Annotated in this window: 12 protein-coding genes; 4 read left to right on the top strand and 8 right to left on the bottom strand. The window is 69.9% G+C overall.

Annotated elements, in window-relative coordinates:
• Window positions 1-33: 33 nt before the first annotated feature.
• The 7 genes from JYJ93_RS05590 to JYJ93_RS05560 form a co-directional block, all read right to left on the bottom strand.
• The gene (locus JYJ93_RS05590; RefSeq protein ID WP_206787068.1) at window positions 34-330 is read right to left on the bottom strand and encodes a hypothetical protein; all 297 of its coding nucleotides are present in this window, start codon (window positions 328-330) and stop codon (window positions 34-36) included.
• 30 nt (window positions 331-360) lie between these two features.
• Complete coding sequence (locus JYJ93_RS05585; RefSeq protein ID WP_206787066.1) at window positions 361-1,050, bottom strand: hypothetical protein; 690 nt, start codon at window positions 1,048-1,050, stop codon at window positions 361-363.
• 10 nt (window positions 1,051-1,060) lie between these two features.
• Entirely contained in the window at window positions 1,061-1,390 is a 330-nt protein-coding gene (locus JYJ93_RS05580) for a hypothetical protein (protein ID WP_206787065.1), read from the bottom strand.
• Window position 1,391: 1 nt separating this feature from the next.
• Window positions 1,392-2,387, bottom strand: coding sequence for a pilus assembly protein (locus tag JYJ93_RS05575; RefSeq protein ID WP_206787064.1), 996 nt, complete (start codon window positions 2,385-2,387; stop codon window positions 1,392-1,394).
• A complete protein-coding gene (locus JYJ93_RS05570) occupies window positions 2,387-4,057 on the bottom strand; it encodes a pilus assembly protein TadG-related protein (protein ID WP_206787063.1) in 1,671 nt (556 codons plus the stop codon). Before JYJ93_RS05570 ends, JYJ93_RS05575 begins: the two co-directional genes overlap by 1 nt.
• A 5-nt stretch (window positions 4,058-4,062) precedes the next feature.
• A complete protein-coding gene (locus tag JYJ93_RS05565; protein ID WP_206787062.1) occupies window positions 4,063-4,872 on the bottom strand; it encodes a TadE family protein in 810 nt (269 codons plus the stop codon).
• Between the two features lie 168 nt (window positions 4,873-5,040).
• Window positions 5,041-6,474 (bottom strand): sigma 54-interacting transcriptional regulator, encoded by a 1,434-nt coding sequence (locus JYJ93_RS05560; protein WP_206787061.1) that lies wholly within the window; start codon window positions 6,472-6,474, stop codon window positions 5,041-5,043.
• Window positions 6,475-6,551: 77 nt separating this feature from the next.
• Here JYJ93_RS05560 and JYJ93_RS05555 point away from each other — a divergent pair, with 77 nt between their 5' ends.
• Both JYJ93_RS05555 and JYJ93_RS05550 read left to right on the top strand, forming a co-directional pair.
• Complete coding sequence (locus JYJ93_RS05555) at window positions 6,552-7,571, top strand: RimK family alpha-L-glutamate ligase (protein ID WP_206787060.1); 1,020 nt, start codon at window positions 6,552-6,554, stop codon at window positions 7,569-7,571.
• Window positions 7,572-7,766: 195 nt separating this feature from the next.
• Complete coding sequence (locus JYJ93_RS05550; RefSeq protein ID WP_206787059.1) at window positions 7,767-8,438, top strand: DsbA family protein; 672 nt, start codon at window positions 7,767-7,769, stop codon at window positions 8,436-8,438.
• Between the two features lie 60 nt (window positions 8,439-8,498).
• Here the strand turns inward: JYJ93_RS05550 and JYJ93_RS05545 are convergent, their stop codons facing one another.
• Window positions 8,499-9,485, bottom strand: coding sequence for a hypothetical protein (locus JYJ93_RS05545; RefSeq protein WP_206787058.1), 987 nt, complete (start codon window positions 9,483-9,485; stop codon window positions 8,499-8,501).
• A 181-nt stretch (window positions 9,486-9,666) separates the two neighbouring features.
• On the opposite strand from JYJ93_RS05545, the gene JYJ93_RS05540 reads away from it, so the two are divergent.
• Window positions 9,667-10,557 carry a hypothetical protein gene (locus JYJ93_RS05540; protein WP_206787057.1) on the top strand — a complete coding sequence of 297 codons (891 nt, stop codon included), beginning with the start codon at window positions 9,667-9,669 and terminating at the stop codon, window positions 10,555-10,557.
• A 220-nt stretch (window positions 10,558-10,777) separates the two neighbouring features.
• The gene (locus JYJ93_RS05535) at window positions 10,778-11,626 is read left to right on the top strand and encodes a carboxypeptidase regulatory-like domain-containing protein (RefSeq protein WP_206787056.1); all 849 of its coding nucleotides are present in this window, start codon (window positions 10,778-10,780) and stop codon (window positions 11,624-11,626) included.
• Window positions 11,627-11,646 lie beyond the last annotated feature (20 nt).

Below are 11,646 nucleotides of genomic sequence, written 5' to 3'. Positions count from 1 at the left end.
CCTCCCGCCGGTCCTTCAATCACACCCGCGGACTCACTCGTCGTGGTGGTCGTCGCCGTGTTCGTGCGTGTGCGGCCGGGGCGTGTTCTTGCCCTTGCCCTTGGGGCACTTCTTGGCGCACTTCGCCTTCGCGTCCTGGAACGCCTTCGTGCACTTGTCCGTGCAGTTCCGGTCCTTGGCGGAGCACTTCTTCACACAGGCCTGCATCGTGGGGCCGGCGTTGATGGAGCACTTCTCGTCGCACGTCTGCGCGAGCGCCTGGGGCGCCACCAGCACCGCGCCCAACACCATCAGTCCCAGCCAGCCCCGCACCGCGATACGCGTCGTCATGTCGCTCTCGTCTTCCCTTGCCCGCTGGCGTCACTCGCCCGGGCGCATGTCATCGTCCGCCGCCGCGGCCCGGCGCACCAGCCGCACCGCCACCGGGCCGTCCTTGGTGACGCCCAGGGTGAGCGAGACCTCTTCCGTGGAGGACTTGAACACGCGGGGTTGGATCTCCTTGAACCCCGCCTTGGTGAGCACCTCCCGGTAGAAGGCCTCCACGTCCGCGGTCGTCCTGCCCGGCACCGAGTAGCTCACCGTGTGCGAGCCCTCCGTCTGCGCCGTCAGCACCCCGGAGCCGCCGGGGAAGACAGGCAGCCCGGCCGGCTGCGGCGCCTTCGCCGCGCCCAGGTTCGCCTGCCCCAGGAACACCGTGGTGGTGCCGTCCGGATTCACCTGGAGGATGGCCGTGTAGGAGATGAAGTTGCGCGTATCGAGGCCCGTCACCATCGGCTCGCGCAGCAGCTGCGGCTGCTTGTACGCCTCATCCACCGAGAAGCCCCAGGACTGGAAGCGGTCCACCACGCTCTGGAGGATGACCTGCGCCTTCTCCTTGCTGCGCACCGCGAGCAGCTTCACCGGCACGCCGTTGGCGTCCACCTGGCCCGGCACGTCCACGACGCTGACGGTCTTGGGGATGTCCCAGGTGAAGTTGGCCCGCTGAGCCCAGGCAGGAGCGGAAAGCCCCAACACCAGCGTCAGCGCCGCCCCATGAATCGCGCGCATCATCCCGCCCCTCCTACCCTCGGTTCGAACGCGCGGCCTTGACGGACTTGCCCGACTTCGGCCCCGTGTCGCCCTCCGGCTTGGGGCAGCGGGCCTTGCACTGGTTGAACTGGGCCTGGAACTTCTTGGCGCAGCGCGCGGAGCAGGTGCGGCTGCTGTCCTTCGCGTCACCCGGGCTGCCCGGCGCCGGACAGGCGGTGATGCAGGCGTTGAGCGTGTCGCCGTTCTTCGTCGCGCAGTCCGTGTTGCACGAGTTGCTGTCCGCGCGCGCCGGAGACGCCGTCAGGCACACGCCCAGCACCAACGCCAGCACTCCACCCGACAGCAGGCTTCGCATCTTCATCTCAGCAGTCCTTTCCAAGGAAACAGCCGTTCCGGTCCAGATAGCCCAGACCATAGTGGGGTGTGGTGATGCCAATCAGCGCGCCGGGGGACGTGTTCCACAGGTTGCCCAGGGGCGTAGGCCTGCTGATAAAGGCCTGCATGAATTGGCTCTCCTCACCCGCCGCGCTCATCCAGAAGGTGTTCTCCCGCTGCATCAAGACCAGGGGCGGCAGCGGATTCATGAAGAGGGCGTCCATGGCCAGGAAGCTGGCGTAGGTCGGGATGGGCAGCGTGGTGGGCTCGTAGACACCCTTCGTGGCCGCGTAGAACGGCCCATTGGTGCACGGCAGCGCCATGTCCTGGAACAGCACGCATTTGGAGGACTCGATCTCATTGGAGAGCCCCCAGTCATCCACGAGCATGGAGAAACTGCCCCGGCACGTGCCGCCCACCGCGCGGCCAATGCCACACACCTGGATGTTGGCGTGGGTCGGGTCCTGGTGCTGCTCCTTGTACAGCCCCGTCTCCGAATTCTGGTCGAGGAACCGGGTGGGGATGTTCCAGGAGCTCAGGTTCGCCTGCGACGTGCACGCCGTGCCGCCCTCGTCGCGGTACATCAGCCGGGTCAGCACAGGACCATCCCAGTCCAGGCCCCCGTTCCGGCGGCAGTTCACCCGCAGGTCCGAGCCCCGCGTGAACACCTGCGTGATGGTGTCGCCGCGGTTGACGGACGACAGGCCGTTGAAGTCCGCGTACCGCGCCTGCGCGTCCTCGCCCGCCTGCCGCATGGAGTCATGCGCCGAGCCGTAGTCCAGGGGGATGTCGTGCATCTCCCCGTGCGTGCCGTTCCACAGCGCGGACACGGCGGCCTCCTGCACCTTCAGCGACAGGAAGCCCACCTCCGCGAAGTGGATGCCGAACACCAGGATGGTGACGAACAGCGTGACGCCGAGGGCCGCCTCGACGATGGACTGGCCCCGCGCCTGCCGGCGGTGACGACGAAGGTGGCGATGCATCACTGGAACCCCCTGAAGCCCACGCGCCGCAGTTCCCGGATGGTGTCGGCGGAGGAAGGAGAGCTGGAACCCAACGCGTTGATGGCGTCATCCAGACCCGACTCGTCCGTGTCCACCGGCACCAGCGTGGCGCGCCAGTACGGGTTGAGCAGGTTGGGCGGCTCGCTCCAGTGGGAGATGCCCAGGCTGCGGCCACGGTGGTAGTACGCGATGCCCGTGGACAGCGCCGTCTGGATGCCCAGCGGCGTGACGCCGTCCGCCATGGTCGCGCTGGTGTTGTCGAACCTACCCGCGTTCGGGTTCGGGTTGCTCGCCTTGAAGCGGAAGCGGAACGCCAGGTTCCACGGGTCCTGCTCCATCGCGGACATGTTGCTGCGGTCGCGCTGGATGACCGCGAAGTTCTTCGGCTGCCCGAAGTTGTTGTCCGCGCCGTTGGGCCACAGCTCCGTCAGGTTGTAGTCCAGGAACGGCGGCCAGATGCCCGGGCAACTGGACGGGCCACCCAGACACGGCGCCAGCATGTGCCGCGCGAAGGGCGCCGGATCCGTGCCGCCAAACCACATGTGCGTGGGCGTGGGCATGACGCCACCGGAGGCCGCGAACAGGGCAAGGGTCGGCACGATGCCGCCCACCATCACCGGGCACGGCGGCCCACCGCCATGCGCGATGTGGTTGTAGATGAAGGCCACCTCGCCCTCGTCCTCGGCCGTGACGGCGGGAGCGTAGGGGGGAAAGAGCCCGTACTGGAGGATGGGCTTGCCGAAGTGGGCCGTGCCGGCGGCGAACGGGAGCGTGACGATGTCCGGCGGAGTGATGACGAAGGCCAGGTTCGCCTCGTGCGCGATGTACTGCTGGAGCAGGCGTGACGTGACGAAGGTGAAGCCGCGGCTGCCCATGGCCGCGTCCACGCTGTGGGCCACCGTCAACGGCAGCGGATCACAGACCGCGCCTCCGCCCACGCACAGTGCGTTGTCCGCCAGCTCGTTCTTGGAGACGTTGCCCGCGGAGGGCGCCCGCCACCCCGCATCGTGAGGGTTCTTCCCCGCCACCAGGTCTCCCAGGATGTCGTTGGCGAAGCCCTGGTCGTTCACCTTGTCCTTGAGGCTCCTGAAGTCCGCATACGAGGAGGCGTACAGCGCGCCCGCCGCCACCTGGTGCAGGCGCATCTGCAGGCCCACCATCGGATCCAACGCCTGGAAGACGGCCTCCACGCGCAGGTCCTCGCGCTGGAGCATGGTCATCAGCCGGCCCAGGTCCGTCACGCCACGCACGCCGCACTGGCACATGCGCGCACAGAAGCCGTTGCTCCAGGCGCAGGGGCAGCCCGCGGTGGCGAACGCCTGGTAGACGGGCACCCACGCCCCGTAGCCCATCTTCGCCGCGTTCAATTCGCCGCGGTAGAGGCTGGCCCAGTTGAGCAGGCTGGCCGCGCCGGCGTTCGCCACCATGTGGGCGATCTCCGCGCGGTTGGAGACAGCGATGGTGTTGAACGTGCGCGCCGTGGCCACCGCGTTGGAGTACGCGGCCGCGTCCGCCACCGTCTGCACCTCGATGCGCTCGCGCACCTTCATGGTGAACGACAGCGTGAGGGCCACCATCAGCAACAGCAGCAGCATGCTGAGGACGAACAGCACCAGGGTCTGACCGCGCTGGGGGGAGGAGCGCTTCATCGTTTTCACCGGGGACAGGCCATGGTGGCGAAGAAACGCGACTTCACGGGCGTCATCATTCGCATGGTGAACGTGGTGATGATGGGGAAGACGTACTGCCGGTTGAGCACGCGGTCCGCCAGCTCCGCGCCCAGCTCACCGTCCAGCACGTGCGACGCCGTCACGTCGCTGCCGTTCCAGTTGGCGTTGCGCTCCGGGATGAGCAGCGGATTCGCGGCGCCCGTGTAGGAACGCAGGCTGAAGTGCGCCAGGAACATGCGCGACATCACCCAGTTGGCGAACGGGATGCGCAGCGGGTACCAGAACACCAGCTGCACCTCCAGCCGCCGCAGGTGGCCCGGCCGGTCGAAGTCGCTGTCCTCCGGGCTGTCCACGCCGCCGCCCGCCAGGTCCCGCTGGATCCACACGATGCTGCGGTTGTGGACGCCGTCCAGGCCGGGGCCCGCACCGCCGGAGCCCGCGTAGCGGTTGTTCATCCGCGCCGCGAACGCCTCCGCCAACAGCCGGGGCGCGTCCGAACCCGCGCCTCGGCCCAGGGGACCGTTGAGCGAACCCGTCCCCTGCCCCATGAACGAGTGGAAGGTCGGAATCAGCGCCAGGATGGCCGCGTGGGTCATCCGCTCGCAGTCCCCGTGCGCCACGCTGCCCGCGCGCGTCGCGCGGAAGGCCGCGTAGTGCGTCATCACCCGCGCCTGCATCATCAGGAAGAGCTGCAACGCGCCCAGGATGAGGAACGTCACCAGTGGCAGCGACAGCGCGGCCTCCACCAGGGCCTGGCCGGATTCGCCTGCTTCACGGGGGGATCGTGCGCTCATACGGAGGCTCATCCTGCGGGACGGGGGAATCTCGCAGTATCCGTCAAGTGACCGCCGACACACTGCGTCGGGGCCGGAAGGGGGAACCGGCAGTGTCTCAGAGGACGGGCCCGGTGAAAACTTCCTGGGGATGAAACACTCCCAGTGAAACCGTATCACGGCGCTGTCTCAGCGCGGTTTCAGCCCCTTGGCGTCGAGCTGATACTTCTTCACCAGCCGCTCGATGGACTTGCGGTGCAGCCCGCTCTCCCGGGCGGCGCGGGACAGGTTGCCCTCGCAGCGGGTGAGGACGCTGGTGACGTACTCGCGCTCGAAGTTCTCCAGCAGCTGCTCCTTGGCGTCCTTGAAGGCCAGGTGCTCGTTGAAGGGCAGCGGCCCCTCGCGGGCCTGGCCCCGGACGCGCGGGGGCAGGTGGGAGGGCAATATCTCCTCGCCCTCGGAGAAGGTCAGCACGTGGGAGAGCACGTTCATCAGCTCGCGCACGTTGCCGGGCCAGGCGTAGGCCATGAGCAGCCCCAGGGCCTCCGCGGAGAAGCGCTTGCGGCCGTGCTTCTCCACCACCTCCGGCTCCGCCAGCGCCTGCTTGAGGATGAGCGGGATGTCGTCCCGGCGCTGGCGCAGGGGCGGCAGCTGGATGTGGATGACGGACAGGCGGAAGTAGAGGTCCTCGCGGAAGTTGCCCGCGGCGATCTCCTTCACCAGGTCGCGGTGGGTGGCGGCGATGACCCGGCAGTCCACTTCAATGACGTCGTTGCCGCCCACCCGGCGCACCTCGCGGTTCTCCAGCACGCGCAACAGCTTGGGCTGGAGGTCCAGGCGCAGCTCGCCCAGCTCGTCCAGGAAGATGGTGCCCCCTTGCGCGCGCTCGAAGGCGCCGGGGCGGCTGGAGGTGGCGCCGGTGAAGGCGCCCTTCTCATGGCCGAACAGCTCGCTCTCGATGAGGTTGGGCGGGATGGCGCCGCAGTCCAGCACCACCATGGGGCCCTTCTTGCGGCCGGACAGCTCATGGATGGCGCTGGAGACCAGCTCCTTCCCGGTGCCCGTCTCGCCCTGGATGATGACGGACACGTCCATGGGCGCGATGCGCTTGATGAGCCCGAACACCTGCCGCATCTTCACGCTCTGGCCCACCATGCCGCACAGCTCGCCCTCGCGGTCGGGCTCCACCGCCACCGCTTCGTCCATGGGGGCGAAGGTGATGACGGAGGAGCCGGCGCGGATCTGCGAGCCCGGGGACAGGTAGGCCCGTTCAATCCGGCGGCCGTCCAGGAAGGTGCCGTTGGTGGAGTTCAGGTCCACCAGCAGGTGGCCGCGCTCGGTGTACTGCACCTCGAAGTGGTGGCGGCTGGCGGTGCGGTCCTCCACGAGCACCAGGTCGTTGCCCGGGTGGGCCCCGCAGCGCAGCCGCTCCTTGTCGCTGACCATGGAGCGCCCGGTGTCCGGCCCGGACGTCACCACGAGCCGGCACTTGTGCAGCTTCACGCTGGCGCGCGGATCCACCACCAGGGTCTCCCCCAGGAGGGGGGACTGGGAGGACAGCTCGAGGCCGACGTCTCCGGGATTGGTGTGGATGTCGTCGGGATGCGGGTTGGGTGCGGTCATCAGTGAACGCGAGGATAGCAAAGGGTGCCCACGCACCGTGCCCCCACGCCCGTGCGTGCTAGTGTCCCGCGCCCCGCATGCCCCCCCGAAAAGCCCAGCCGAAGAAGGCGCCGGTCCCTCCTGGCGCACAGGCACCCGAGCGTGGTGACGCACCGCGACCCAAGCGGCCCCGCGCGAAGAAGACCGTGGCCATCCTGTCCCGCAAGCGCTCGCTGTACTCGACGCGCCGGCTGGTGGAGGCCATCAAGGCCCAGGGGCACCGGGCGCTCGTGTTCGACACGCTGCGCTGCTGCCTGATGCTGGCGCGCGGCCAGCCGCGCATGACCTACCGCGGCGCGGAGGTGAAGGGCGTGGACGTGGTGATTCCGCGCATCGGCGCGTCCATCACCGCGTATGGCCTGGCGGTGGTGAACCACTTCGAGATGATGGACGTGCCCGTCCTCAACCCGCCCACGGCCATCGCGCGAAGCCGCGACAAGCTGCGCGCGCTCCAGTTCCTCGCCCGCGCGGGCCTGGACATGCCCCGCACGGTGATGGCGCACGACCGCGGCAACGTACGCAAGCTGGTGCAGGAGGTGGGCGGGCTGCCCGTCATCATCAAGCTGATCAAGGGCACCCAGGGCGTGGGCGTGATGATCGCCCACACGCTGCCGGAGGTGCAGACCATCCTCGACACCTTCTGGGACCTGGGCCAGGAGATCGTCCTGCAGGAGTTCGTCGCGGAGAGCGAGGGCCGCGACGTGCGCGCGCTGGTGGTGGGCGACACCGTGGTGGGCGCCATGCGCCGCAAGGCGAAGAAGGGCGAGTTCCGCTCCAACATCCACCGCGGCGGCGAGGGCCGCGCCATCACCCTGCCCCCGGACTACGTGGAGGCCGCGGTGAAGGCGGCGCGCATCATCGGCCTGGAGGTCGCGGGCGTGGACATGCTGGAGGGCCGCGAGGGCCCGCGCCTGATGGAGATCAACTCCAGCCCCGGCTTCGAGGGCCTGGAGGGCGCCACCGGCAAGGACATCGCGGGGCACATCGTGGAGCACGCGTTGGTGTACGCGGGGACCCGGGCCAGCGTGTTGCGCACACGGGCGGGCCGCGCTTCCTGATCAAGCCGTGGTGTTGGAAGCAGGCACGCGAGCAGCGTCTGCGTGCCTGCCCGCCTGCTCCATGGCGTGCGTGCGGGGCCTCACGGTGCGCACGGTGCCTTGGATGCTCCTCAGGAATACGGGAATGCCTTCGGGCGTGGATTGTCCGTGGGTGTTGGCAGCGGCCGGGATGCGCCTCTAATCTGGCGACCCCCGATGAAAACGCTGCACAAGCCGCTGCAGATCACCGTCTACCAGGATGTGCTGTGCTCCTGGTGCTACCTCGCCGACCAACGGTTGGAGGTGCTTCGCCAGGAGTTTGGCGACGCCGTCCGCTGGAGCGTGCGTCCCTACCCCTTGCGTCTGCACGACGTCCTGCCCACGGAGCGCGAAGTGCGCGGGCTGGTGGAAGAGGTGAAGCGCGCGCAGCGCGAACCCGACCCCACGGCCTCGCTGCTCTCCACGGACCTGTGGCTCGGCGGTGATCCGCCGCGCTCCAGCGTGCCGGCGCTGGCGGCACTGGAAGCAGCGCGGTTGCAGGGGCCGCAGGCGCGGGCCTTCCTCGCGCGGTCCATGCAGCGCGCCGCGCTGGAGCAGGGCGTCAACGTGTCGCGCTCGGATGTGGTGTTCGAGCTGGCGTCGCGCGTGGGCCTGTCCATGAACCAGTTCTCCGCGGCCTTCCGTTCGGAAGAGACGCGCCGGCTCATCTACGACGAGCACCGGCTGGCCGGCAGCCGCGGCGTGCGCGGCGTGCCCACGCTGGTGATTGGCGGCCGGTGGATGCTGTGCGGCCTGCGCGAATCGTCCGAGTACCGCGAGCACATCCTCGCGTGCCTGGGCAAGGTCGCCGTGCCCCGCTCGGGCTCCTCCGAGCGGCTGGTGCACTGAAGTCCCCCTCGCGCGCCTTCGCTCTCCGTTACGCGAAGGCGCGCCTGTCTCCCGCGGCTTTCAGCCCGGGAAGGACTCCGCGGCGGCGTCCCTGGGGAGGCGCACGGACAGGTACATCCCCGCGATGAGCAGCTGGGCCAGGGCCATGCCGGGGATGAAGCCCACGCAGCACGCGAAGACTCCCGCCACCATGGCGAGCCCCGCCATGAGGCTCACGCCGAGCATGGACAGCCGCTGCCCCCGCGCCGCCACCCAGCTGCGGCGCAGCACCTCCCAGGGAGAGGGCGGCGCGTCGTCGTACGCGAGCTCCGGCTGGACCAGGTACAGCGGCAGCACCAGGTAGGTGATGGGCACCACCAGCACCGCGAACCCCAGCCCCATCAGGCCAAAGAAGGGCACCAGCGCGTTCCAGAACTCGTCCGATGAGGAGTTCAGGTCCACGCCGCTCAGCAGGCCCGTGCCCACGAGCGCGAGGATGCCCAGGAAGAGGAGGAGGACCACCGGCACGAGGACGATGACGAAGAGCAGGAGCATCGTCAGCGCGTAGGGCACCGCCTTGTGCATCTGGCTGAAGAGGCGCGCCACGTCCACGCGGCCTCCGTGCAGCACGTCGAAGCACACGCGCATGAGCCCCAGCTGCACCAGCCCCTGCACCAGCTGCTGCGCCACGAGCCCCAGCAGGGCCAGCACCCCGGCGATGGCGACGCTGTCCAGCGCCGCGCCAATGCCCGTGGCCACGTTGAAGAGCAGGTTCGCGCCGAGGGTCACGCCCAGGGTGATCAACACCGCGAGCGACAGCATGCCCCACTCGCGCTGGAACGCCGCCCAGCACACGTCCCACAGCGCGTTGAAGTTCCACGTCTCCCGGTTCAGCGGGAACGTGGCGCCGGAGCGCTCCCGGCACGTGGGGCAGCGCGGCGACGCGCCGTCCTGGCTGCACGTGTCGCACATGAAGTTGCCACAGCGCTCGCAGGTGCCCGTGGCCTCCCGCCCCGGGTGCAGCGCGCAGGACGCCCCCATCGCGCGTCCGAAATCCACATCCGACATCCGCATGCCTCCCAAGGCGCGGCGCCCCAGGGCCGCGACCGGGGTGTCATATCAGGCGGGCCCCTCCCCTTCCCGGCGGGCGGGCGCCCCGGGTGAATTTCCGGAGCGGCCGGCCGTCATGGGGGCAGAGGTTGCGAAGCGGGACGCTTTGAGGGTCCACTTCCGCGACAGGAGACTCTTCATGAACCGCTTGCTCGCCCTGGTCGTCCCCGTGGCCCTGCTGATGGGGACGGGCTGTGTCGTCGAGGCCCACTCGCACCGCCCCGTCCGCCGCGTGGCCTACGTCGCCCCCGCGCCCGTGGCGGAGTACCGGTTCGCCGGCGCGCACCCCGTCCCCGACGACTACGGCGGCGGCTGGTGCCCGGAGGACTACGCCCACGTCCACGACTACCAGCCGCCCCAGGCGTCCTACGTCTACACGGACGACGTCTACTACTACCGGGGCCCGACGGTGGTCTGGTACTGGGACTACCACCCCATCGCCAGCGGCGGGTACTGCAACCTCCACGGCCGCCACCAGCACGACTACTACCCGCGCGGCTCCTGGGGCGCGGGCTACACCTACGACCGCGGCAGCCGGGGCTACCGCTGGAGCAACAGCCACTCGGCCTCCGCGGTCCCTGGCGGCCGCAACAACATCGCCCCCTCGCGGCCCGCGCCCGCTCCGGCCCCCGTCAACCAGGGCCGCAACCCGCCCCCCGGCGGCAACGGCACCGGCGCCCGGCCTCCCAGCGGCTCCGGCTGGGGCCGCGGCAACAACGTCGCGCCCTCCAACAACTCGCGGGACAACGACCGGGACAATGACCGTGGCAGCGGCGGCTGGGACACCCCGGCCAGCAAGAGCCGCGACGACGACAAGGACAACAACCGCGGCAACAGCAACAGCGGCAACAGCGGCCGGAGCAGCGGCGGCTGGAGCACCCCTCCCAGCGGCAACAGCGGCGGCGGCAGCAGCGGCAGTGGCCGGAGCAGCGGCGGTAGCAGTGGGAGCAGCAGCGGCAACGGCGGCTGGAACACCGGCAAGAGCTCCGGCTCCTCCGGCTCCTCCGGCAGGAGCGGGTCGGGCTGGTAGCCGCTCCGCTTCCTCCTCCCTCGTTTGACCCGCGGCACCGGGCGACCGCCCTTCCGTTTCCAGCGGAAGGCAGGCTCCCGGTGCCGACGTGTTTTCAACACCCGGAGGGCCCGGTGTCCGGGGCATCCGGCCCGCGGGCGCGGCGGTGCGTCGTGAAGGGGACGGACGACACCGGGGGACGGATTGCGTGCCCTCCCCGCCGTGAAGATGTTGCCGCCCGATGAAACACTACATTCGGGCGGCGGGTGGTGCCGTGCTCGGGCTGTTGGCGATGGCCTGTGGCGACGGCGGCTTCACACCGGACCCCGGCGTGCGGACCGAGGACGCCGAGGCGGTGGACCTGGAAAACCTTCGCATCCTCGTGAGCGGCGAGGCGCGCGTGTTCCCGGAGGCAGCGGGCATGGCCGCGGCACCGGCGTCGCTCACCGGGATGGCGCTCACCGTGGAGGAGCCGCTGCGCGTGGCCGTCAACGACGCGGCCGCCACCTTCGCCACCGGCGAGGTGTCCGAGGACGGCGCCTTCCGCATCACCGGCGTGCCCGTGCGCGACGTGCACCAGGGGCTCGCGGTGGGGCTCGTGCACGAAGGCCTCGTGCGCAGCACCACGCTCGTCTACGACACCGCCTTCACCGGCACCCGTCCGCGCACGGACATCATCGACGCGCGGGCGTGGGCCCTGCCCACCGCGTTCGTGGATCAGCTGGGCGCCGCCGTGGGTGCGCCGCGCCTCCAGGGCCACACCGGGGACCCGGCGGCCACCCTGGCCTCCGCGGGCTTCGTGCTGGGGCGCGTGGTGGACGTGAACGGCCAGCCCGTGAGCGGCGCGCGCGTGGCGCTGAACCGCGCGGAGCTGGGGGACCGCGTCTACTACCCGTCCGGTGACCTGACGTCCGTGGACACCGCGGGCACCGCGGGCCACGGGCTGTTCCTCTTCGTGCACTCGGGCGCCGGAGTGTCCTCGTTCCAGCTGTCCGTGGAGGGCACCGACACCTACGTGCCACGCAACATCGACGTGGGCCCGGGGCTGGGCGTCGTCCTCACCGTCTATCCAGGCCGCTACGCACCCTGACCCAACCCTGGACAGGTCTG

It is taken from the genome of Corallococcus sp. NCSPR001 (genome assembly GCF_017309135.1).
Taxonomy (GTDB): domain Bacteria; phylum Myxococcota; class Myxococcia; order Myxococcales; family Myxococcaceae; genus Corallococcus.
Note: the sequence above shows the minus strand (reverse complement) of the source record. Positions and strands in the feature narration are given on the sequence as shown.